20 protein-coding genes and 1 pseudogene are annotated in these 22777 nt (G+C 74.7%); 12 read left to right on the forward strand and 9 right to left on the reverse strand.

The annotated features are described in order from the left end of the window. Positions 1 to 3 precede the first annotated feature (3 nt). Both CITRIK5_RS07705 and CITRIK5_RS07710 read right to left on the reverse strand, forming a co-directional pair. Complete coding sequence (locus tag CITRIK5_RS07705) at positions 4 to 1653, reverse strand: sodium-dependent transporter (protein ID WP_060973804.1); 1650 nt, start codon at positions 1651 to 1653, stop codon at positions 4 to 6. Between the two features lie 119 nt (positions 1654 to 1772). Beyond that, on the reverse strand, positions 1773 to 3155 hold the full coding sequence (locus CITRIK5_RS07710; protein ID WP_060973805.1) for a MarP family serine protease: 1383 nt from the start codon (positions 3153 to 3155) through the stop codon (positions 1773 to 1775). A gap of 174 nt (positions 3156 to 3329) precedes the next feature. On the opposite strand from CITRIK5_RS07710, the gene CITRIK5_RS07715 reads away from it, so the two are divergent. Beyond that, a complete protein-coding gene (locus CITRIK5_RS07715) occupies positions 3330 to 4007 on the forward strand; it encodes a Crp/Fnr family transcriptional regulator (protein ID WP_002854021.1) in 678 nt (225 codons plus the stop codon). Between the two features lie 35 nt (positions 4008 to 4042). On the opposite strand, the gene CITRIK5_RS07720 is transcribed toward CITRIK5_RS07715, so the two are convergent. Genes CITRIK5_RS07720 through CITRIK5_RS07730 form a run of 3 tightly spaced genes read right to left on the reverse strand, consistent with a single transcriptional unit; the run spans position 4043 to position 5599 of the window. Beyond that, positions 4043 to 4945 carry a hypothetical protein gene (locus CITRIK5_RS07720; RefSeq protein ID WP_044658871.1) on the reverse strand — a complete coding sequence of 301 codons (903 nt, stop codon included), beginning with the start codon at positions 4943 to 4945 and terminating at the stop codon, positions 4043 to 4045. Continuing rightward, positions 4935 to 5435: a RidA family protein gene (locus CITRIK5_RS07725; protein ID WP_020628330.1), complete on the reverse strand. Its 501-nt coding sequence runs from the start codon at positions 5433 to 5435 to the stop codon at positions 4935 to 4937. Before CITRIK5_RS07725 ends, CITRIK5_RS07720 begins: the two co-directional genes overlap by 11 nt. After that, positions 5432 to 5599 carry a DUF4177 domain-containing protein gene (locus CITRIK5_RS07730; RefSeq protein ID WP_010080276.1) on the reverse strand — a complete coding sequence of 56 codons (168 nt, stop codon included), beginning with the start codon at positions 5597 to 5599 and terminating at the stop codon, positions 5432 to 5434. The genes CITRIK5_RS07725 and CITRIK5_RS07730 overlap by 4 nt, the downstream gene beginning before the upstream one ends. A gap of 68 nt (positions 5600 to 5667) precedes the next feature. Here CITRIK5_RS07730 and CITRIK5_RS07735 point away from each other — a divergent pair, with 68 nt between their 5' ends. The 5 genes and pseudogenes from CITRIK5_RS07735 to CITRIK5_RS12445 form a co-directional block, all read left to right on the forward strand. Beyond that, positions 5668 to 7851, forward strand: a complete 2184-nt coding sequence (locus tag CITRIK5_RS07735; RefSeq protein WP_044658870.1) for a transglycosylase domain-containing protein — start codon at positions 5668 to 5670, stop codon at positions 7849 to 7851. A 5-nt stretch (positions 7852 to 7856) separates the two neighbouring features. Further along, positions 7857 to 8825 carry a metallophosphoesterase gene (locus CITRIK5_RS07740; RefSeq protein ID WP_044658869.1) on the forward strand — a complete coding sequence of 323 codons (969 nt, stop codon included), beginning with the start codon at positions 7857 to 7859 and terminating at the stop codon, positions 8823 to 8825. 41 nt (positions 8826 to 8866) lie between these two features. Beyond that, positions 8867 to 10705, forward strand: coding sequence for an ABC transporter ATP-binding protein (locus CITRIK5_RS07745; RefSeq protein ID WP_036314269.1), 1839 nt, complete (start codon positions 8867 to 8869; stop codon positions 10703 to 10705). After that, a complete protein-coding gene (locus CITRIK5_RS07750; protein ID WP_049146820.1) occupies positions 10702 to 12567 on the forward strand; it encodes an ABC transporter ATP-binding protein in 1866 nt (621 codons plus the stop codon). The genes CITRIK5_RS07745 and CITRIK5_RS07750 overlap by 4 nt, the downstream gene beginning before the upstream one ends. Positions 12568 to 13641: 1074 nt before the next feature. After that, a pseudogene (locus CITRIK5_RS12445) lies at positions 13642 to 13808 on the forward strand (ABC transporter ATP-binding protein); the annotation flags it as partial. 65 nt (positions 13809 to 13873) lie between these two features. On the opposite strand, the gene CITRIK5_RS07765 reads toward CITRIK5_RS12445, so the two are convergent. Together CITRIK5_RS07765 and purD are read right to left on the reverse strand one after the other, a co-directional pair. Continuing rightward, positions 13874 to 14821 carry a phosphoribosylaminoimidazolesuccinocarboxamide synthase gene (locus tag CITRIK5_RS07765; RefSeq protein WP_044658867.1) on the reverse strand — a complete coding sequence of 316 codons (948 nt, stop codon included), beginning with the start codon at positions 14819 to 14821 and terminating at the stop codon, positions 13874 to 13876. Then, complete coding sequence (gene purD / locus CITRIK5_RS07770) at positions 14818 to 16107, reverse strand: phosphoribosylamine--glycine ligase (RefSeq protein ID WP_060973806.1); 1290 nt, start codon at positions 16105 to 16107, stop codon at positions 14818 to 14820. Before purD ends, CITRIK5_RS07765 begins: the two co-directional genes overlap by 4 nt. A 62-nt stretch (positions 16108 to 16169) precedes the next feature. On the opposite strand from purD, the gene CITRIK5_RS07775 reads away from it, so the two are divergent. Beyond that, on the forward strand, positions 16170 to 16439 hold the full coding sequence (locus CITRIK5_RS07775; RefSeq protein WP_020624424.1) for a hypothetical protein: 270 nt from the start codon (positions 16170 to 16172) through the stop codon (positions 16437 to 16439). A gap of 42 nt (positions 16440 to 16481) precedes the next feature. Here CITRIK5_RS07775 and CITRIK5_RS07780 read toward each other — a convergent pair whose 3' ends face one another. After that, the gene (locus tag CITRIK5_RS07780) at positions 16482 to 17111 is read right to left on the reverse strand and encodes a response regulator transcription factor (RefSeq protein ID WP_060973807.1); all 630 of its coding nucleotides are present in this window, start codon (positions 17109 to 17111) and stop codon (positions 16482 to 16484) included. Continuing rightward, the gene (locus tag CITRIK5_RS07785; protein WP_101966070.1) at positions 17108 to 18487 is read right to left on the reverse strand and encodes a sensor histidine kinase; all 1380 of its coding nucleotides are present in this window, start codon (positions 18485 to 18487) and stop codon (positions 17108 to 17110) included. Before CITRIK5_RS07785 ends, CITRIK5_RS07780 begins: the two co-directional genes overlap by 4 nt. Before the next feature lie 186 nt (positions 18488 to 18673). Here CITRIK5_RS07785 and CITRIK5_RS07790 point away from each other — a divergent pair, with 186 nt between their 5' ends. From CITRIK5_RS07790 to CITRIK5_RS07810, 5 genes are all read left to right on the forward strand, one after another. Next, positions 18674 to 19825: an ABC transporter permease gene (locus tag CITRIK5_RS07790; RefSeq protein ID WP_060973809.1), complete on the forward strand. Its 1152-nt coding sequence runs from the start codon at positions 18674 to 18676 to the stop codon at positions 19823 to 19825. A gap of 79 nt (positions 19826 to 19904) precedes the next feature. Then, the gene (locus CITRIK5_RS07795) at positions 19905 to 20702 is read left to right on the forward strand and encodes an ABC transporter ATP-binding protein (protein ID WP_041103971.1); all 798 of its coding nucleotides are present in this window, start codon (positions 19905 to 19907) and stop codon (positions 20700 to 20702) included. A gap of 81 nt (positions 20703 to 20783) precedes the next feature. Then, positions 20784 to 21857: an asparaginase gene (locus CITRIK5_RS07800; RefSeq protein ID WP_144786245.1), complete on the forward strand. Its 1074-nt coding sequence runs from the start codon at positions 20784 to 20786 to the stop codon at positions 21855 to 21857. Beyond that, on the forward strand, positions 21854 to 22255 hold the full coding sequence (locus CITRIK5_RS07805; protein ID WP_036314253.1) for a sterol carrier family protein: 402 nt from the start codon (positions 21854 to 21856) through the stop codon (positions 22253 to 22255). The genes CITRIK5_RS07800 and CITRIK5_RS07805 overlap by 4 nt, the downstream gene beginning before the upstream one ends. A 141-nt stretch (positions 22256 to 22396) precedes the next feature. After that, on the forward strand, positions 22397 to 22777 hold a 381-nt coding region (locus CITRIK5_RS07810; RefSeq protein WP_159833439.1), incomplete at its 3' end, for a hypothetical protein.

Genomic DNA, 22777 nt, shown 5'->3' on the forward strand with positions numbered 1-22777 from the left:
CGGTCAGAGCTCCTTCCGGGTGGTGGCCGCGGGCATCACCGGCAGGGCGCCGGTGGGGACGGTGCCCTGGGGCACGGCGTTGTGCGGGATGAGGTCGCCGTGGATCTCGCTGTCCAGGTCCTCCGCGTAGAGGTTGGACTTGCGGGACCACGGGATCAGGGAGAGCAGGACGGCCAGGGCGACGGAGCCGAGCGCGATGCCCCAGCCGAAGACGCCGAGGAAGTCGCCCGGGTAGCCCTCATAGCCCTCCGCGATCACCTTCATGATCCAGGAGAGCCAGATGTAGGCGAGCACGATCGGCATGAGCACGCCGATCAGCAGCACGTACCCGCGGCCGACCTTGAAGGAGGAGACGGCGTTGAGGTGCGCCGTGATGCGACGGGCCGAGCCCAGCGCGCCGGTGACCAGGAGCACCGACAGGAGCGCCGCGCCCACGATGCCGAAGTTGTTGGCGAACGCGTCCATGGTGTCCAGCATCTGCAGGCCCGTGGTGGTGGAGAACAGGGCGAGGGAGACCACCCCGGACAGGCCGATCACCACGATCGTGGCCGTCCAGCGGCCCCAGCCGAGCTTGTCCTTCACGGCGGAGATGACGACCTCGAGGATCGAGATCAGCGAGGTGAAGCCGGCGACCACGAGCGAGCCGAAGAACAGCACGCCGATCAGGGCGCCGAGCGGGGCCTGCGAGATCAGGGTGGGGAAGGCGATGAACGCCAGGCCGATGCCGCTGCCGGCCACCTCGGACACGGACACGCCGGAGGCCTGCGCCATGAAGCCCAGGGCGGAGAACACGCCGATGCCGGCCAGGATCTCGAAGCCCGAGTTGGAGAAGCCGACCACCAGGCCGGAGCCGGTGAGGTTCGTGCGGCGGTTGAGGTAGGAGGCGTAGGTGATCATGATGCCGAAGCCGACGGACAGCGAGAAGAAGATCTGACCGTAGGCGGCGATCCAGACGCCCGGGTCCGCGAGCGCGGACCAGTTCGGCGTGAACAGCGCGTCCAGGCCCTGGGCGGCGCCCGGCAGGGTGAGGGCGATGCCGACGAGGATCAGGAACATCACGACGAGCAGCGGGATGCCGACCATCGAGGCCAGGGCCACGCCCCGGCGCACGCCGAAGCCCATGATGAGCAGCGTGATCACCCAGACGGCGAGCATGGGCCAGAAGACGCCCGAGACGAAGTCGAAGGACGGGGACGGGTCGTCGGCGACCTGCAGGTAGTCGCCCATGAGGAAGGTCTCCGGGTCGTCGCCCCACCGCTGGTCCACGGAGAACCAGGTGTACATGATCGCCCAGCCGATGATCGCGGCGTAGTAGATCCCGATGACGACGCAGATGAGCACCTGCCACCAGCCGACGGTCTCGGTCCACCGGGACAGGCGTCGGAATGCCAGAGGCGCGGAGCCGCGGAAGCGGTGGCCGATCGCGTAGTCGAAGAACAGCAGCGGGATGCCCGCGGTGAGCAGCGCGATCAGGTAGGGGATGACGAACGCGCCGCCGCCGTTCTCATAGGCGACGTAGGGGAAGCGCCAGATGTTGCCGAGGCCCACGGCGGAGCCGATGGCCGCCAGGATGAAGGCCCACCGGCCGGTGAACTCCTCCCGGGTGCGCTGTGGCGCCGGCGCGGGCGCCGGCGCGGAGACGGTGCTGGACATGCAGGACCTCCGAGGGTCGGGGAAACTCGAGTGTGACGGATGCCACAATAGTCGACGCGGGCCGTTGCCGGACAGTCCGGTCCGGAATGCGGGCGTCAGGCGCGTGGCGCGGCGCCGGCTCAGCCGCCCGGGACGCAGTCCCCCGAGGGGACCGTGGCTGTCATCCCCGGGGCCGCGGCGACGACAGGGGCGATGGTGTCCGCCGTCAGGGCGTAGCCGACGGCGTCCGAGCCCGGGGCCCGGGCGAACACCAGACCGGCCAGGTTCCCGGCGGCGTCCACCACCGGGCCGCCCGAGTAGCCGTGGCGGATGTCCGCCGCGAGGGTGTAGACGTCCACCATGCTCGCGGCCCCGGTCAGGACGTCGCCGAGCGGCACCTCGCCGACGGCCTGCACGGCCGCGGGGGTGGAGGCGAACGGGCCGCCGTCGGGGTACCCCAGGACGGAGGCCGACGCGCCGCCCGTCAGCTCGGCCCCGACCGGCATGACGGGCAGGTCCGCGCCGTCGACCGCCAGGACGGCGAGATCGTGCGCCGTGTCCAGGTGGACGATCCGCGCCGCGTGCACGCCGCGGGCGCGGTCCGTCACGGTGGGGGCGTCCACGCCGAGGACCACGTGCGCGTTCGTGAGCACGCGGTCCGGGGCCACGGCCACGCCCGAGCCGCTCTGCACCTGGCTGCACTGCGCGGCCGTCCCGGTCAGCCGGACGACGGCGGCCGACGCCGAGGAGGCGGCGGGAGTCGAGGGGGCGGCCGTCGACGTCGACGAGGCGGGGGCGGTCGTCGTGGCCGACGGCGCGGCGGCCGTGGACGACGACGCCGCGGCGGCGTCGTCGGGCTCCTCGGGGGTCGCCGAGGCGGACGACGCGGGCGGGGCGGACGTCGCGGTGTCGGACGGGGAGGAGGCGGCCGAGGGCAGACCCGGCGTCGCGGCCGGGGCGGCGCGGACGCCGTCGTCGGACTCCGGGACGGGGGCGGGCAGCTCGAGCTCCGGCAGCACGTCCAGGTCGGCGACGGCGGAGCGCGAGCGGGCGGCCCAGGCCAGGAGCGAGTCGGGCATCACGGTGTCCAGCGCCGTGATCACCTGCGAGCGGGTCACCTCACGCGTGACCGCGGTGGAGCCGGAGGCCGCGATGGAGAACGCCACGAGCCAGAGGACGAGGGCGCCCGCGAGACCGGCGGCGAGCGCGCCGAGCAGGCGGTCGACGAGTCGCAGGGCCGGCAGGTTCACGCGCAGCCGGATCGCCTCGCCGATGGCGGCGCCCACGTACTGGCCCGCCGCCACGAGCAGGACGAGGGTGGCGATCAGCGCGGCCCACCGCCACTGCGGCGCGGTGACGAACTCCGCCACCTCCGGCAGGGCGTAGAACGCGATCGCGGCACCGCCGACCAGGCCGACGAGGTTGCCCAGCACCACCCACAGGCCGCGACGGTGGCCCTGGACCAGGAGCATCGCGAGCGCGACGATGAGCAGGACGTCCAGCCACGTCAGACCCAGCGGCATGGGCGACCTCCTTCGGATGCGACGGCACCGGCCACGCACGGGGACCGCCCGCGCGCCCGGTGGAGGATCCAGGGTATCGGCCCGCACGGGGGTATGGGGCACAATGGACGCCAGTGAACCGGGCGGCTCCTCCGCCGCGGTGTGAGGAACTGCCCACAGAGAGGACACGCACACATGGATCTCGAGGTTCTGCGGAAGGCTCCGCTGTTCACCAACCTGGACGACGAGGTGTTCGCCATCCTCACCTCGGAGCTGACCGAGGTGGAGCTCTCCCGCGGCGCGTCCGCGTTCCACGAGGGCGACCAGGGCGATCAGCTGTACGTGATCATGTCCGGCAAGATCAAGCTCGGCCGCACCGCTTCGGACGGCCGCGAGAACCTCGTGGCCGTGCTCGGCCCCGGCGAGATCTTCGGCGAGATGGCCCTGTTCAACCCCGCCCCGCGCAACGCCACCGCCACCGCGGTGTCCGCCACGCGCCTGGCCGGTCTGCGCCATGAGAACCTGCGCCGCGCCATCGCCTCGTCGCCGGATGTGTCGGTCCAGCTGCTCCAGGCCCTGGCCCAGCGCCTGTCCAAGACCAACGAGTCCCTGGCGGACCTGGTGTTCTCGGACGTGCCGGGCCGCGTGGCCAAGGCGCTCCTGGACCTCGCGGACCGCTTCGGCCGGCCGGCCGCGGACGGCCTGCTGGTGGCGCACGACCTCACGCAGGAGGAGCTCGCCCAGCTGGTGGGCGCGTCCCGCGAGACCGTGAACAAGGCCCTGGCCGAGTTCGTCCAGCGCGGCTGGATCCGCCTGGAGAACCGCGCCGTGGTCATCCTGGACCTGCAGCGTCTGCGTCAGCGTTCGCGCTGACGCCCCCCGCCCTGCCGTGGAGCGGGCCACCCCGGTCAGTCCCGGGTGGCCCGCTCCACGCGCATCCGGGGGGTGCCGTCGTCGCCGGCCTCGGTGACCAGATGGTATTCCGGCACGGGACCACGCCGGACACAGGGCGTGACGGAGAGCAGGAAGGCGGCGGCCGTCCGGTGCGCCGCGACCCGACGCACGATCACCTGCGTCAGCGGGGTCGCCACCTGGTCGAAGGGTGCCGTGCCCTCCGCCCCGGCGGGTCCGGGCAGCCGCAGCGGGCCGGCGAGCGCGCGACGCGCGGGCACCCACGCCTGAAGTTCGGGACCGGGTTCCTCGGATGCCGGCGCGGACTGCAGCGGTGGGGTCATCGTGGCGAACACGGCCGTGTCGAAGCGTCGGTGGACGTGGGGCGCGGATCGCCAGCGCATGACGGGGCGCAGCAGGTCGGCGCGCACCCCGAGGCCACGCGCGGCCAGCAGATGGGGCAGACTCTCCGAGCCCTCCTCGAGGGAGCTGCGGCCCCCGCCCCAGGTCTCGATGCGCGCCGTGGACACGACGTCCGTGTCGGAGCGACCGGCGAGGAGCACTCCGGCCTCGTCGTGGAGCTCACGGACGGCGGCCACCACGTGCTGCCGCGCACGCCGCCGGTCCGTGGTCCCGAACGTGCGGGCCCACTGGGAGGGCTCGGGCCCGTACCACGGGCAGGAGTCGGCGTCGGACTCGATGAGCGCGCCGCCGGGCAGACCCACGCGGCCGAGCGGGGTGCGTCCCGCGCGGTGACGGAGGAAGACCTCCGGGCCGTCGTCGCCGTCCCGCACGAGCACGACGGACGACCCGGGCCGGGCGGGGCGGACCTGGCGGAAGCGCCGGTCCAGCCACTGGCGGGTGAGGTCCTCCTCCTGCCCCGGGACCGGCAGCAGCAGGCCGGCCGGGTCAGCGGACACGGACGGTGATCTCCACCTCGACGGGAGCGTCCATGGGCAGCACGGCCACGCCGACGGCGGAGCGCGCGTGGCGGCCGGCCTCGCCGAAGATCTCGGCCAGCACGTCCGAGGCGCCGTTCACCACGCCGGGCTGACCGGTGAACGCGGGGTCGGAGGCCACGAAGCCGACGACCTTGACGACCTGGGCGACCCGGTCCAGGTCGCCCACCAGCTCGTGCACCGCGGCCACCGCGTTCACGGCGCATGCCCGCGCGAGCTCCTGGGCGCGTTCGGGGGTGACCTCCGCGCCCACCTTGCCGGTGGCGGGCAGGGCGCCGGCCACGAAGGGGAGCTGGCCGGAGGTCAGCACGAGGTCGCCGTCCCGCAGCGCCGGGACGTAGGAGCCGACCGGCGCCGCGACGGCGGGTCGGTCGATGCCGAGCTCCGCGAGGCGGGCCGCGACGGCGCCGTCGCCCCAGGTGGGGGCCGAGGACTGCTCCGTCACGTTCACGCCGCCTTCGGACGCTTGAGGTAGGCCACGGGGTTGTTCCCCTCGGGGCCCGGGATCACCGTGACGAGCTCCCAGCCGTCCTCGCCCCACTGGTCGAGGATCTGCTTGGTCGCGTGGATGAGGAGGGGGATCGTGGCGTACTCCCACTGCGTCTGCTGAGTCATGGGACCCACCCTAGCCACCGGCGCGGACCCCGGAAGAGGTCCCAGGTGCCCGCGCTACACTCGCGCCCATGGCCTCCCGCACGACCCGCTTCCCCGCGCCCTCGAGCGCCCTCGGCCGCCTCCTCGCCTTCGTGGGCCTCTCGGCGGTGGCCGGCCTGCTCGTGGCGGCCCTCCTGCTGCCCGTCGCGGGCCTGGCCGGTGTCGCCGCCGCGTCGGGCCGGGAGATGCTGGACGAGCTGCCGGACGAGCTGCCCACGGAGCCGGTCTCCGTGCCGTCGCGCATCCTCTCGGAGGACGGTGAGGAGATCGCCGTCTTCTACGAGGAGAACCGCACCCCGGTCCCGCTGGACGAGATCTCGGAGCACATGCAGCACGCGATCGTGGCCATCGAGGACGAGCGCTTCTACGATCACGACGGCGTGGACGCGCGCGGCCTCATCCGCGCTGCCGTGAACAACGCCACCTCCGACTCCACGCAGGGCGCCTCCACCCTCACCCAGCAGTTCGTGAACAACATGCTGGTGAACGTGCAGCAGATCCGCGGCGACTCCCGCCTCACCCTCTCCGGCTCCAAGAACATCGCGGACAAGGTCAAGGAGATCAAGCTCGCCGTCGCCGTCGAGGAGCAGATGTCGAAGGACGAGATCCTCGAGGGCTACCTCAACATCGTGCTGTTCTCCGGCCGCGCCTACGGGGTCGAGGCCGCCTCGCAGTACGTGTTCGGCAAGTCCGCCGCCGACCTGGAGAGCTGGGAGGCCGCCACGCTGGCCGGCATGGTCCAGTCCCCCACCCGGTTCAACCCGGCCCGCAATCCGGAGGAGGCCACGGAGCGGCGCAACCTCGTGCTGAACGCGATGAAGGACAACGGCTACCTCTCCCAGGAGGAGTACGACCACGCCGTCGCCCAGCCGATGGAGGTGGTGATGGAGTCCCGCCCCTCGGGCTGCCTCTACGCCAAGTTCGGCGCCTACTTCTGCGACTACGTGGAGCGGCAGATCCTTGCCGACCCCACGTTCGGCCCGGACGTCCAGTCCCGGCAGGCCCTGCTGGACCGCGGCGGACTCACCATCCGCACGACGATCGACTCGACGCTCCAGAAGGAGACCGAGAAGAACCTGCGCGCCTCCGTGCCCAACAACGAGTCGCTGGGCGCCGGCCACGCGCTCACCTCGGTGGAGGCCGGCACCGGCAACATCCGCACCATGGCCCAGAACACCGAGTACGCCATCCAGGACGAGCTCGGCCACACCTCGCTGAACTTCAACGTGGACAAGCAGTGGGGCGGCGGCCAGGGCTTCCAGGCCGGCTCCACGCTCAAGCCCTTCGTGGCCCTGACCTGGCTGCGCAACGGCAACCGCCTGGTCGACTCCGTGGACGCCTCCCGGAACGTCTACCCCACGGGCACGCGCTTCGCGGCCTCGTGCCGCCCGGGCGGCTACACCACGATCGGCGGCACCTGGCAGTTCAAGAACGTGATCCCCGACATGCTGCGGCAGGTGCGCGTGGACGAGGGCCTCTTCTGGTCCGTGAACACCCCGACCGTCGCCACCGCGTACCAGCTGGACCTGTGCGACATCACGAGCCTCACCACCCAGCTGGGCATCACCCGTGCCCTGGACAGCTCCCCGCTGCAGCCGGACGACCCGTCCTTCCTGCTCGGCAAGGACTCGGTGGCCCCGCTCTCCCTGGCCGGCGCGTACGCCGCCATCGCCGCGAACGGCCTGTACTGCGAGCCGCGCGCCATCCTGGAGGTCACGGACACCGCCGGCAACCAGTACGACGTCGCCGACCCGCAGTGCGACCAGGTCATCGACCCGGACCACGTCCGGGAGCTGATGCCGGTCCTGCGCCACATCGGCGGCTTCAACATCGCCGAGGAGGGCGCCGGCTACGAGTTCGGCGGCAAGACGGGCACGAACGACAACGTGTCCTCCACGTGGTTCGTCGGATTCACCAGCAAGCTGGCCACCGCCGTGTGGACCGGCCGCTACAACAACCTGAAGTCCATGACGGGCGAGACCGTCAATGGCGAGGTCCGCAACCCGTTCTACTCGACCTCCATCAACGGCCCGTCCTGGCTCGAGTACAACCAGTTGGCCAAGGAGAAGTTCCCGCCGGGTGAACTGCCCGAGTGGGACGGCCCGCAGTCGGAGGACCCGGGCGAGGCCGGCGAGCACCCGGACGGACGCCAGTTCACCATCGACGACCTGGACCGGGGCGGGCCGCAGCCCCAGGCGGTCCCGGGCTTCTGACCGCGATGCGCCCCGCCGCCTCCCCCGCCCGGCGCATGTTCTGCGCCGCAGCGCCTGCCGCCGCCGGGCTGGCCGCGACGGCGGGCCTCGGCCTGGCCTGGGGCCTCGCCGAGGCCGAGGCCCGGACGGTGCGCACGCACCGACTGGCCGTGCTGCCGGCCGGGTCGGCGCCGCTGCGGGTGCTGCACCTCTCGGACATCCACCTGCTGCCCCGGCACCGGGCCAAGCGGGCGTGGCTGCGCGGATTGGATGCACTCGAGCCGGACCTCGTGGTCAACACGGGTGACAACGTGTCCGCCGCGGCGTCGGTGCCGCTCGTGCTCGACGCGCTCGGGCCGCTGCTGGCGCGGCCCGGCGTGTTCGTGCCCGGCTCCAACGACTACTACGCGCCCAAGGCGGCCAACCCCCTCCGGTACTTCGCGGGCCCCTCGCGCATGGACGCGGACCGGCCCCGGCTTCCCTCCGACGTCCTGTTCGGCGCGTTCCGCGCCGCCGGCTGGGCCGACCTGACGAACCGGGGCGCCGCTCTGGCCGTGCCGACCCGCGCCGGGACCACGCTCGAGGTCCTCGCCGCCGGCACCGACGACCCGCACCTCGGTCTGGACGCCTGGGCCGGCTTCCCCGGCTCCGCGCCCGACGGCGGCGCCGGGCGGCCCGGCGACGACGGGCGGTTCCGGCTGGGCGTCACCCACGCCCCGTACCGCCGCGTGCTGGACGCCATGACCGCCGACGGCGCCGACCTGCTGCTCGCGGGCCACACCCACGGCGGGCAGGTGTGCGTGCCGTTCCTCGGCGCGCTCGTCACCAACTGCGACCTGCCCCGCCGACAGGCCTCCGGGGTCTCGACGTGGATGGCCGCGGGGCGGACCGTCCCCCTCGAGGTGTCGGCCGGCCTGGGGACCGCGCCGTCCGCGCCCGTGCGGTTCGCGTGCCGGCCCGAGGCCGTGGTGCTGGACCTGGTCCCGCGGGGCTGAGCCGCCTGTCCCGTCCGGGGCCGCGGGTACAGTGGAGCCCCGTGACCCGCGCCACCTCTCCCGCCGCCTCGTCCCTGCGTGACGCCCTGGGCGGGATCGCACCGTACCTCGAGGGCGTGCGGGCGCGCTGGGTGCTCGGGCTCGCCTCGGCCACGGCGGCGGGCCTCGTGGCCCTGGCCATCCCGCAGGTCATCCACCTGCTCGTGGACACCGTGTTCACGCAGACTGTGCTCGCCGGGCCCTCCTCCCCCGACTCCCGCGCGGACGTGTGGCGGGCCGCCGGCCTGCTCACCGTGCTCGGCCTCGCCGAGGCCGCGTTCATCGGCCTGCGCCGGTACTTCATCCTCCCGCCGGCCGCCGGGGTGGAGAACCGGGCGCGCATCGCCCTGTTCGAACGGCTCCAGCGCCTGCCGGTGGCGTTCCACGACGCGTGGCCCTCGGGGCAGCTGCTCTCCCGGGCCCAGGGCGACCTCTCGCTGCTGCGGCGGTGGATCGCGTTCGGCTCGGTCATGCTCGTGGTGGACGTGGTGACCATCGCCGTCGGCCTCGTCCTGCTGTTCCTGCTGTCCTGGCAGCTGGCCCTGCTCTACCTCGCCGCGGCCGTGCCGATCATGTGGGCGTCGTTCGGGTTCCGCAACGACTTCCGCGCCGCGTCCCGGCTCTCCCAGGACCAGGCCGGGGACCTCGCCACGTCCGTCGAGGAGTCGGTGCACGGCATCCGCGTCCTCAAGGCGTTCGGCCGCGGCGCGCACGCCCTCGACGGCTTCCGCGGGCGCGCCCGCACACTGCAGGGCACCGAGGTGCACAAGGCCTCGGTGCTGGCCCGGTTCATCGCGCTCATCGTGGCCCTGCCGGAGACGGTGCTGGGCCTGGGCCTCGCCCTGGGCCTGTGGCTCGTGGCGACCGGGGAGCTGACGGTGGGCGCGCTCGCCGCCTACTTCGCCACCGCGGCCGTGCTGGCCGGGCCGGTCGAGTCGGTGGGCCAGCTGATGGGCATGACGCTCTCGGCCCGCACGGCGATCGACCGCCACGTGGACGTCCTCGCCACGCCCGTGGACATCGCCTCGCCCACCGGGGAGGCCGCCGTCGTGCCCCCGGCCACCGGCGCGCTCGCGTTCCGCGGGGTGCGCTTCCGCTGGCCGGACGCGGACCCGGGGCGCGGGGAGCGCGACCTGCTCGACGGCGTCGACCTCGAGCTGGTGCCCGGCGAGACGATGGCCCTGGTCGGCGCGACCGGCGCCGGCAAGTCGACGCTGCTGCAGCTGGTCCCCCGGCTGCTCGACGTCACGGCGGGCTCCGTCTGCGTGGACGGGGTGGACGTGCGCCGGATGCCGCTCGAGGAGCTGCGCCGGCGGGTGTCCGTGGCGTTCGAGGACGCCACACTGTTCTCCGCGACCATCCGGCAGAACGTGCTGCTCGGCGCCCCGGCGGACGTGCTCGCGGACGGCCTCCACTCCCCCGCGGCGGACGCCCTGCTCGACCTCGCGCTCGAGACCGCGCAGGCGGGCTTCGTGGCGGACCTGGCGGACGGCGTCGAGACCGAGATCGGCGAGGAGGGCCTCAGCCTCTCCGGCGGACAGCGCCAGCGGATCGCCCTCGCCCGCGCGATCGCGGCACGCCCGGACGTGCTCGTGCTGGACGACCCCCTCTCCGCCCTCGACGTGCGCACCGAGGAGGCCGTGACCGCGCGCCTGCGCGAGGTCCTCGACGGGACGACCACCCTGATCGTGGCGCACCGTCCCTCCACCGTGGCCCTGGCGGACCGGGTCGCGGTGCTGGCGGACGGGCGGATCGAGGACGTGGGGACGCACCCCGAACTGCTGGCCCGCAGCGCCGTGTACCGGCACATCATCTCGAGCCGACCGGAGGAGCAGGCATGAGCGCCGCCGACGTGAGCCGCGTGCGCGGCGTGGGGGCCGAAGAGGACCTCGACTACACCCGCGCGGAGCGCCGCCACATCCGGCGCCGATCCTTCCGCCTGCTCGGCGAGCTCGCGCGGCCGGTCCGGGGGACGCTGCTGCTCACCGTGGTCTTCGTCCTCGTGTCCAACGCGGCGCGGGCGGCCGGTCCGCTGATCATCGCCTGGGCGATCGACGCGGAGCTGCCGCGCGTCGTCGAGGCCGTGCGGGCCGGCGAGTCCGTCTGGCCCATCCTCGTCCCCGTGGGCGGGGCGTACGTGGCGGCGGCCCTCGTCTCCGGCGGCCTGCTGGGGGCGTACACGTGGCTCACCGCGCGGGCGAGCCAGGCCATGCTGCTGAGCCTGCGGCTGCGCGTGTTCCGGCACACGCAGCGGCTGAGCCTCGGCTTCCACGAGCGGTACACGTCCGGGCGGGTGATCTCGCGGCAGACCTCGGACCTGGAGGCGCTGCGGGAGCTGCTGGACCAGGGCGTGTCCTCGCTCGTGTCCGGGCTGATGTTCATGTCGTTCACCGCGGCGTCCATCCTGCTGCTGGACCCGCCGTCGTTCCTCGTGCTGCTGGGCGCGGCCGTGCCGGTGGCGATCGTGACGCGCTGGTACCAGGTGCGGTCCGAGGAGGCGTACCGGCGGTCACGGGTGTCCTCGGCGCGGTCGATCGTGCACTTCGTGGAGACCATGACCGGCATCCGCGCGGTCCAGGCCTTCCGGCGGGAACGGGACAACGACGCGCGGTACCGCGACTTGGCCACGGCCTACCGGGACGACATGGTGGCCACGCTCAACCTGTTCGGCATCCTGCAGCCGGTGCTCGTGGCGACGGGCAACCTGACGGTGGCGGCGCTGCTCGTGACCGGGGGCCTGCGCGTGCTCGACGGCGACCTCGAGGTGGGGGTGCTCGTGGCGCTCCTGCTGGCCGGGCGGCGCGTGTTCCAGCCCATGGAGATGGTGGCGATGTTCTACTCGTCGCTGCAGTCCGCGACGGCGGCACTCGAGAAGGTCTCCGGCCTGCTCGAGGAGGAGCCCACCGTGGTGGAGGCCGCCGAGCCCACGCCGCTGCCCGGGGCCGACGCTCCGGGGACGGGCGTGGCGTCCGGGCGGGTGGAGTTCCGGGACGCGGTGTTCAGCTACGGACCGGACCGGGTGGTGCTGCCGGAGTTCGACCTCGTGATCCCGGCCGGGCAGACCGTGGCCGTGGTGGGCCAGACGGGTGCGGGCAAGTCGACGCTGGCCAAGCTCATCGCCCGGTTCTACGACGTCTCTGCCGGCTCGCTGACGCTGGACGGGGTGGAGCTGCGCGAGCTCAGCCAGGCGGATCTGCGGCGCAACGTGGTGATGGTGACCCAGGAGGCGTTCCTGTTCTCCGGGTCGATCGCGGAGAACATCGCCCTCGGCCGGCCCGACGCCACCGAGGCCGAGATCCAGGCGGCCGCCCGGGCGGTGGGGGCGCACGACTTCATCCTGGGGCTGCCCGAGGGCTACGCGACCGACGTCGCCAAGCGCGGCGGGCGGCTGAGCGCGGGACAGCGGCAGCTCGTGTCGTTCGCGCGGGCGTTCCTCGCGGACCCCGCCGTGCTGATCCTGGACGAGGCGACGTCGTCGCTGGACCTGCCGAGCGAGCGACTCGTGCAGGCCGGGCTGGAGCGGCTGCTGGGGAACCGGACGGCGCTGATCATCGCCCACCGGCTCAGCACCGTCGAGACCGCCGACCGGGTGCTCGTGATGCACGATGGCCGGATCATCGAGGACGGCAGCCCCGCCGAGCTGGTGGCGGCCGACGGCCGGTTCGCGGCGCTGCACCGGGCCTGGGAGGACTCGCTCGCCTGATGGGTGGCGCGCCCGACGCGCTTTCGAACGTGGCAGAGGGCCTACCCCACGTTCGAAAGTGCCCATTCGCCCGATTTCACGTTCGAAAGTTCTGCGGGGCGGGGCCGGAGGTGGAGGCCGCCCGCACGGCCCGGTCGTGGCGGACGACGGCGGCCACCACGGTTCGGAAGTCCTCGGCCAGGTCGGCGCCCATCACCGTGATGGACAGGTGGCCGGCCTCCTGCCAGAGACGGTCCCGCCGTGCGTCGCGTCGCTGCTGCTCCGGCGTGCGGTGGTGGCCGCCGTCGTAGTGGAGGGCCACGCGGGACCGTTCGACCACCATGTCCGCGTCGGTCCGCTCCCCTGCCGGTGAGACCAGCTGCGCCTGGAGGCGCGGCTCGGGGAGCCCGGCGTCGAGGAGCGCCAGCCGCAGCCGCGTCTCCGGAGGCGAGTCCGCCCCCACCCGGATCAGCGCCAGCGCAGCCCGGGCCACCCGCACGCCCTTGAACCGGCCCGCCCGCTCCAGCGCCGCGGAGAGCCGCGACGCCGTCGTGCGCGGCGGGAGTCGGGTCCCGTCGGCCCACGGACGGTTCACCAGCGCGTCCCCCGCGACGACGGCGTCCGCCACCTGATCCGGCCGCAGCAGGGAGCAGAGGTCCACCCACGTCCGCTCGAGCGAGGTGACCGGGACCCCGTGCACCTCCACGCGGTCCTCGGCCGGCACCGTGCGTCCGTGGCAGGCGACGCCCGCGCGCCCTGTCCGACCCGTGCGGTGCGGCCGGCTCACGTGCACCCGCATGTCCTCCTCGGCCCACCACGGCAGGACGAGCCCGTGCAGCCGCGCCGCCGTCAGATGCGAGGTGACCCCACGGGTCAGAGCCACCACGACGGCGGCCTCCTCCGGCGGCAGGGCCGCCACGGGGCGGGGGTATCCGAGCGCGCCCCACGACCCCGGCACGTCGACGACCGCGCGGTGTGCCCCGTGGGTGACCTGGCGCAGGTCGAGGCTGCGCAGCCGGTCGGAGGAGAGGCGGTCCAGGGCTTCGCGCCGGGTGAAGACGCGGCCGGCGAGGGCCGGCGGAAGGGGTGCGGGGNGGACGGCGCTGATCATCGCCCACCGGCTCAGCACCGTCGAGACCGCCGACCGGGTGCTCGTGATGCACGATGGCCGGATCATCGAGGACGGCAGCCCCGCCGAGCTGGTGGCGGCCGACGGCCGGTTCGCGGCGCTGCACCGGGCCTGGGAGGACTCGCTCGCCTGATGGGTGGCGCGCCCGACGCGCTTTCGAACGTGGCAGAGGGCCTACCCCACGTTCGAAAGTCCGGGTCAGGCGTCGAAGGGGCGGCCCGTCAGGCGCTCGTACGCCTCCACGTAGCGGTCGCGGGTCTTGGCCACGACGTCGGCGGGCAGCGCCGGCGGGGCCTCCCCGCTGGTCTTGTCCCAACCGGAGTCGGGGCCCGTGAGCCAGTCGCGGACGAACTGCTTGTCGAAGCTCGCCTGGGGGCGGCCGGGCTCGTAGTCCTCGGCGTCCCAGAACCGGGAGGAGTCCGGGGTGAGGACCTCGTCGCCCAGCACCACCTGGCCGGTGGCCGGGTCCACGCCGAACTCGACCTTCGTGTCCGCCAGGATGATGCCGGCCTCGCGGGCGATCGCCTCGGCGCGGGCGTACAGGTCCAGGGTGAGGAACCGCAGGCGCTCGGCGGCCTCGGTGCCCACGCGCTCGACCATCTGCTCGAACGTGATGTTCTCGTCGTGCTCGCCGACCTCGGCCTTCGCGGACGGCGTGAAGATCGGCGGGTCGACCCGCGAGCCGTCCACGAGCCCGGCGGGCAGCGGCAGGCCGGCCACCGTGCCCGACGCGCGGTACTCGGCCAGGCCGGAGCCGGTCAGGTAGCCGCGGGCGATGCACTCCACGGGGAACATGTCCAGGCGCTTGACGATCATCGCCCGCCCGGCCACGGCCGCGGGCACGTCCGTGCTCACCACGTGGTGCTCGACCGGCTCGGCGTGGGCCCCGTTGTAGCCCTCGGCCAGCTTCTCGAACCACCACAGGGTCAGCCGGGTGAGGATGGCGCCCTTGTCCGGGATCGGCGGCTCCAGCACGTGGTCGTAGGCGCTGATCCGGTCGGAGGCCACCACGAGCAGCGTCGCGGACCGCCCCGGCTCGGCGTCGGCGGGCTCGTACAGGTCCCGCACCTTGCCCGAGTAGACGTGCCGCCAGCCCGGCAGCTCGAGGGCCTCGGCCCCCGTGAACCCCACGCGCTCCCCGCTCACTTCGCTCCCTCCGTCCCGGGCACGGTGATCTCGCCGCGCTCGGCCTTGAGTCCGATGTCCGTGCGCCACTGGGCGCCGTCGAACCGGATGCGCTCGACGCCCGCGTAGGCGCGCTCGCGCGCTTGGGCCAGGTCCGCCCCGCGCCCGACGACGGCCAGCACCCGGCCGCCCGCCGTCACCACGTCCTCACCGGACACCGCGGTGCCCGCGTGGATCACGTGCACGCCCTCGAGGCCGGCCGCGTCGGCCAGCCCGTTGATCACGTCGCCCTTCGAGGAGGAGGCCGGGTAGCCGGCCGAGGCCATGACCACGTCCACGGCGACGTCGTCGCTCCACTCGAGTCGACGGTCCGCGCCGAGCCGGCCGGCCGCGGCGTCGGCGAGCAGCCCGCCCAGGGGCGTCTCGAGGCGGGCGAGCACGGCCTGGGTCTCGGGGTCGCCGAAGCGCACGTTGAACTCGATGACCTCCACACCCTTGGCGGTCACGGCCAGGCCGCAGAACAGCACGCCCGTGAACGGGGTGCCGCGGCGGGCCATCTCGGCGAGCACGGGGCGGGCCACGCGGTCCATCACCTCGTCCGTGAAGCCCTCGGGCAGCCACGGCAGCGGCGTGTACGCGCCCATGCCGCCGGTGTTGGGGCCGGCGTCGCCGTCGTGGATGCGCTTGAAGTCCTGGGCGGGGGTGAGGGCGACGGCGTCCTCGCCGTCGCAGATCACGAAGAGGGAGACCTCGGGGCCGTCCAGGAAGTCCTCGATCACCACGGTGCCGCCGGCGGCGAAGCAGGCCTCGGCGTGGGCGAGGGCCTCGGCGCGGTCGGAGGTGACCACGACGCCCTTGCCCGCAGCCAGACCGTCGTCCTTGACGACGTGCGGGGCGCCGAACTCGTCAAGGGCGGCGGCGGCCTCCGCGGCGGTGGTGCACACGCGGGAGCCGGCGGTGGGCACGCCCGCGGCGGACATGACCTCCTTGGCGAAGGCCTTGGACGCCTCGAGCTGCGCGGCGGCCTGCGAGGGGCCGAACACGGCGAACCCGGCCTCGCGCAGGGCGTCGGAGACGCCGGCGGCCAGCGGGGCCTCGGGACCGACGACGACGAGGTCGGCCCCCAGCTCGCGCGCGAGCTCCACGACGGCGGCCGGGTCGGTGGCCTCGACGGCGTGGAGGGTGGCGAGGTCGGCCATGCCGGCGTTGCCGGGCGCCGCGTGGAGGGCGCTGACCTGCGGATCACGGGAGAGGGCGGTGAGCAGCGCGTGTTCGCGGCCGCCGTTGCCGAGCACAAGGGTCTTCACGAGCCTCAAGCCTACGCGGTGGCCCTGGCCCGGCCCGGCCCGTGGCCCCTACGGTGGAGCGCATGACGATGCCTCCCCTCCACCACGGTCAGCCCGGCGACGACGGCGACCCCCGTGACCCCCGCCACCGGCCCGGCGCGGGGCTGGGACCCGGGCTGCGCTCGGCCTGGACGTTCGTCGGCGTGATGTTCACGTGCGCCCTGATCGTCTTCTGGACGCTGCGGGGGCTCGGCGTCCAGCGCGGCGACCTCAGCCTGCCCGCCGCGCTCGGCGTGCTGGCGCTGGCCGCCGTCGCCGCGGCGGTGATCACCCGGTACGTGCGGCGCCGCTGAGCAGGGCTGGGCCCTCCAGGGCCGGCCGCCCCGGCCTGTCCGTCAGCGGATGATGCGCCGTCGCCGGGCCTCGTCGACGGCGCGCGTGCGGTTGTCCACCCCGAGCTTCTGGAAGATGTGCACCAGGTGCGTCTTCACGGTGGCCTCGGAGATGAACAGCTCCTTCGCGGCCACCTTGTTCGTGGCGCCCCGCGCGATCAGCTCGAGCAGCTGGATCTCCCGCTCGGACAGCACCTCGGAGCCGCCGGACATGCGCCCCATCAGCGTGGCCGCGACCTGCGGGGCCAGCGCCTTGCGCCCCGCCGCCGCCTGCCGCACCGCCGAGGCGATCTCCTCGCTCGGGGCGTCCTTGAGCAGGTAGCCGGCAGCGCCCGCGTTCACGGCCGCGAGGATGTCCGCCTCCGTGTCGAAGGTCGTCAGGATCAGCACCTGCACCCCCGGCCACCGCTCCCGCACCGCGCGGGTGGCGGTCACGCCGTCCATCCCCGCGCCCATCTGCAGGTCCATCAGCACGACGTCCACCGCGGGCTCGCCCGCCTCCAGGACGCCGATCGCCTCCGCCCCGTCGGCGGCCTCGGCCACCACGGTCAGGTCCGGGTGCGCCTCGACGACGGCCCGCACCCCCGCCCGGACCACGGGGTGGTCGTCCACCAGCATCACGCGCACGCTCATGCGGTCTCCTCGCTCTCGGTCTGCTCGGGATCAGCGCTCCGGCCGGCCCCGGCGGCGACCAGCGGCACCCGCAGCGCCACCACGGTGCCCTCGCCGGGGGCCGACTCGACGGTGGCCTCGCCGCCCACCGCCGCGAGGCGCTCGCGCACGCTCGCCAGTCCCACGCCGGTCCCCACCCCCGGGTCGGCACCGGCGGCTCCGGCCCGGGCGCGGGCCGCGACGACGGCCGGGTCGAACCCCGCGCCGTCGTCGGCCACGTCCACCGTCAGCTCGTCGCCGAGGTAGCCCAGCGTGACGCGGGCGCGATGGGCGCCCGCGTGGGCGCCGACGTTCGCCAGGGAGGCCTGCACGGCTCGCAGCACGGCGGTCTCCACGGCCTCGGCGACCGCGACCGGCTCGCCCACGACCTCGACGTCCGCGGCCACGGGTGTCCCGGCGGCGGCCTGCCGGTCGGCGAACCCGGTGACCGCTCGTTCGAGCGCCTCGATGAGGGACGGTGCCCCGGTGCCGCGCAGGTCGCGGACGAAGCGGCGGGACTCGGCGAGGTTCTCGGCGGCCGTGGCGCGCACGGTCTCCATGCGCTGCCGGGCGAGGGCGGGGTCGGCGGCGTCGAGCGCGTCCTGGGCCGCGCGCGAGACCAGCACGATCGAGGCCAGCCCCTGGGTGAGGGTGTCGTGGATCTCGCGGGCGAGCCGCTCCCTCTCGGCGCTCACCCCCGCCCGGTGCTCGGTGCGCGCGAGCTCGGCCTGCGCGGCGCGCAGCTGCTCGGCCACGGCACGCTGGCGCTCGGACTCGGCGTGCAGGGCGCGGTACGCCCCGGAGAGCACCACGGCCACGGCGGCGCCCACCAGCGGACCAATGACGGCCGGCACCCGCACGCCGCCGGCGCCCGCCGCCATCCCGGCCACCACGACGACGGCCATCGCCACCACCAGCGCGGGCCCGACCACGTGGCGCACCCAGGCCTGCCGGGCCACCCGGTCGACCACGTGCAGGACGACGAAGAAGAGGGGGAAGGCGACCCACGCGAAGTCGCCGTGGTGGGCCACGAGCAGGCCCCACAGCAGCAGCACCAGGGCCAGCCAGGCGACCGCCGGACCGCGGCCGACGTCGTCGCCCCGGGCCCACCGGCGCCGCTCCAGCACGGTCCCGGCCAGGTAGACGCCCGCCAGCGCGGCGGTCAGCAGCACCAGGGTGGTGGCCGGGAACGGACCGGAGGACGCCTCCGGGGACCGGTCCGCGAGCGCGCGCGCCAGCCCCACGGTGAGCAGCGCGGCGAACGTGACGTGCAGGGCCACGCGCAGGCCGGCGAGCACGGCGGTGGTGCCGGTCTCGGTGGGCGCGGGGGGCACGGCGGCGCGGGGTGCGACGGACATGGCTCCACCCTAGGGCGCGCCCCGGACGCGACAACGGCCCGATGCCCCGGGGCCGCGCCGCTGCGCCGCCGGGATCAACCATTCGGTTGACCGGGTCCAGCCGCCGCGGGCGATGTGGCGACCCCTCCCCGCGCGAGACCGTGGAGGCAACCTCAGGACAGACCTCGTCAGGAAAGGACGCGCCCCGTGTTCCTCGCACTCCGCGACCTCCGCTTCGCCACCGGACGGTTCGCCCTCATGGGCTCCGTGGTGGCCCTCATCAGCCTGCTGCTCGTCATGCTCTCCGGCCTCACGGCCGGCCTGGGCGGGCAGAACACGGCCGCGATCGACCGCCTCGGCGAGCAGGGCGTGCAGCGTCTGGTCTTCGGCGGTGCGGCGGGCCAGGAGCCCACCGCGTCGTTCACCCAGTCCGAGTTCACCGTGGCCCAGCGCGACGCGTGGGCGGCCACGGACGGCGTGGCCTCCGTCGAGCCGCTCGGTGTGAGCCAGGGCCGGGCCATCGGCCTCGAGCACCCCGTGGACACGGACCCGCAGGGCCGCGCGGACGTGTCCGGCGAGCCCACCACCGGCGTGGCCACCACCGCGTTCATCGGTCTCACCCCGGGCGGCTCCGACGCGCCGGCCGGCGTCGAGCTCGGGCAGATCGTGCTCAGCCAGGACGTGGCCGACTCCCTCCACGCCCAGGCGGGTGACGCCGTCGCGGTCTCCGGCTTCGTCTACACCGTGGCCGACGTCGTGCCGACCGAGTACTACTCCCACTCCCCCGTGACGTGGCTGGCGCTCGAGGACTGGAACGCCATCTCGCACACCGCCGACGACGCGGTGCTCGGCACCGCCGGCCTCGTGCGCTTCGACGCGGGCGCCGACGTCGACGCCGTGGCCGCCGCCGGCGACGACGCCGCGGGCACCGTCGCGGAGACCGTGAAGGGCTCCTACGCCGCCCTGCCCAGCTACCGGTCCGAGAACGGCTCCCTGATGACCATGCAGGGCTTCCTGTACGGCATCTCGGCGCTCGTGGTGATCGCGTTCCTGTCCATCTGGACGGTGCAGCGCACCCGCGACATCGCGGTGCTCAAGGCCCTCGGCGGCTCGAACGGCTGGGTGCTGAAGGACTCGCTCGCGCAGGCCGCGTTCGTGCTCGTCGGCGGCGTGGCCGTGGGCACCGGGCTGGCCGCCGTGGTCGGCGCGTTCGCGGGGCGGGCCGTCCCGTTCGAGCTCTCGTGGGCCACCACCGCGGTGCCCGCCGCCGGGGTCCTCGTGCTCGGCATGCTCGCCGCCGTCGTCGCGGTCTACCGCGTCACCCGGATCGACCCGCTGGTCGCCCTCGGCGGCAACTGACCGCCCCGACGACGGCGCCGCCCGGCGCCGTCGTCCCCCTCGGCTCCGCCTCGCCCCCGCCTGGAGAAAGGACCTCCCCATGACCACCCTCACCGCCCCGCAGGCCGACCTCGACGCCCTCCGCACCCCGGCCGCCGCGGCCGCCCACCGCGTCGCCGGCGAGCGCCCCGCCGCCGCGGCCGACGCCACCCCCGCGCTGTCCGTGCGCGACCTCGTGCTGGAGTACCCGGACGGCGAGCGCGGCGTGCTGCGCGCCCTGGACGAGGTGAGCCTGGACCTGCTCCCCGGCACGTTCACCGCGATGGTCGGCCCGTCCGGCTCGGGCAAGTCCTCCCTGCTGGCGGTGGCCGCGGGCCTGGTGACGCCCACCTCCGGCTGCGTGTCCGTGGCCGGCCGCGAGATGGCCGGGCTGTCCCGGAAGGAGCGCACCGCGCTGCGCGGCCAGGAGATCGGCATGATCTTCCAGCAGCCCAACCTCATCCCGTCCCTCACGGCGGCCGAGCAGCTGGAGCTGACCGTGCACCTGGACCGTGACGCCACCCGCGCCGACCGCAGGGCCGCCAAGGCGCGGGCCCTGGAGCTGCTCGAGCGTGTGGACCTGGCCGACCAGGCCGGCAAGCGCCCGCACCAGCTCTCGGGCGGTCAGCGGCAGCGCGTGAACATCGTGCGCGCGCTGATGGCCTCGCCGACGCTGCTGCTCGTGGACGAGCCCACCTCCGCGCTGGACCGCGAGCGCTCGGCCGCCGTCGTGGACCTGCTGGGCACGCTGACCCGCGAGGAGCAGGTGGCGACGCTCATGGTCACGCACGACCACGAGTTCCTCTCCGCCACGGACCGCACCCTGACCATGGTGGACGGGCGGCTCTCCGCGGAGTGAGCCGGTGATGCCGCCGGACCTGACCCGGCCCACCGGCCCCGGACGCCCGGCGCGTCTGGGGCCCTCGCTACCCTGGACCGCATGACCCACGCCACCGTCGCCCCCGCGGGCGAGACCTTCGCCCTGTCCGACGCCGTCGAGCTCGTGGAGACCGTCCGCAACGGCTTCGTCGAGTCCCGGACGGCGGGCGCCGCCGTCGTGACCGGCCCGGACGGGCGGGTGCTGGCCGGGCTCGGCCCCGCGGACGCGCTGATCTACCCGCGCTCCACGCTGAAGCCGTTCCAGGCCGTCGCGTCGCTGCGCCACGGGGCGGCGCTGGAGGGCGAGGCCCTGTCCATCGCGTGCGGCTCGCACCGGGGCACGCTCCGGCACCAGGCGCTGGCCGAGCGCATGCTCGCGGACGCCGGCCTCGACGCGTCCGCCCTGCGGTGCCCGCCGGCCTGGCCCGCGGACACCTCCGAGGTGGTCGCCCAGGTCCGCCGCGACGGCGAGGCCGCCGTCGCGACCCCGCTGGCCTTCAACTGCTCCGGCAAACACGCCGGCTTCCTCGCGGCCTGCGCGGCGTCCGGGCACGACGTCGCCACGTACCTCGACCCGGCGCACCCGCTGCAGCGCGAGGTGGACGCGGTGATCGCCGAGTACTGCGGCGAGCCGGTGGCCCACACCGGTGTGGACGGCTGTGGCGCCCCGGCCGCCGTCATCACGCTGGCGGGCCTGGCCCGCGGCATCGGGCGGGTCGCCGCGGCGCCCGGCCGCGCCGACGCGGATCCGCACGCGGCCGCCGTCGCCACGGCGATGCTCGAGCACCCGTGGGCCGTCCACGGGGAGACGAGCTCCAACACCGTGGTGATGCGCGAGCTCGGCCTGCTCGCCAAGGTGGGCGCGGACGGCGTCCTCGTCATGGCCGCGCCGGACGGCACGGCCGTGGCCGTCAAGGCGCTCGACGGCGGCACGCGGGCCGGCGACCTGGTCGCGCTCGCGCTGCTGGCCCGGTTCGCCCCGGACCACGTGGACCGGGCGACGCTGCCGGGCGTGCTGGCCGCCGTCGTGCCCCCGGTGCTCGGCCGGGGCGAGCCGGTCGGCGAGATCCGCCTGGCCGCGCCGGTGCGGGATCTCGTGGGGGACGTCCTACCGGCCGTCGAGGCGCGGGCGTGACCACCGGCTCCGTCCCGCGCCGCCGGGTGCCTGTCGTCGAGGGCCACGCGGCGCTGCTGGCGTGGGCACGCGCCCACGAGGAGGACCCCGCGGCGGCCGCCGCGCTGCCGCGCCCCACGCGGGCGACGGCGGTGCGCTTCGCGCTCGAGGAGCTGGCGACCCGCGTGCCCGGGAACTCGGTGGAGGTGCGCGTGCCGCCCTTCGGCGTCGCCCAGTGCCTCCCCGGGCCCCGGCACACCCGCGGCACCCCGCCCAACGTGGTGGAGATGGACGCCGTGACATGGCTGTCCCTGGCCACGGGGCTGACGACCTGGGAGGACGCGACGGCGGCCGGCGGCGTGCGCGCCTCGGGCGTGCGGGCCGACCTCGGCGCGCACCTGCCGCTCGTGCGGCCGTGAGCGAGGGGTGTCCGGCAGTCCCCTCGGCGGCACCGACCGTTCGAACGTCGGCACCGTTCCTCGGCGCGGGATGCAGCTCTGCCGATCCCGCCGCGGGCACGCGCGACTGGCCCCAGCGGCCGACTCGATAGACTGGCGCGCATGACCTCCGCCCCCGAGCCGACCCCCGATCAGCGCGCCTACACCGTCCGTCGCGCCCCGCGGCTGACCGCGGTGCTCGCGGTGGCGCTCGCGCTCGGCCTGCTGATCGCCCTCGTGATCACCACCGCGGTCCACGCCTCCCCCACCCCGCCCGCGGACCCGTACTCCGGCATCCCGCTCTCCTTCTCGGAGACGTTCGGCTTCGCGGCCCTGCTGAGCATGCTCGGCACCGGCGTGCTCGGACTGATCGTGTGGCTGCTGCTGGACCGCCGCTCCCGGTCGACCGCGCGCACCGTGGTCCTCGAGCGCACCGACGACCCTGCCATGGCGGACGTCCGCCTGGACCGCGTGGACGCGGGCGCCCCGCCCGCCCGCGTCCAC

Origin of the sequence: Micrococcus sp. 116 (genome assembly GCF_902506395.1) — a bacterium.
Lineage (GTDB): Bacteria > Actinomycetota > Actinomycetes > Actinomycetales > Micrococcaceae > Micrococcus > Micrococcus luteus.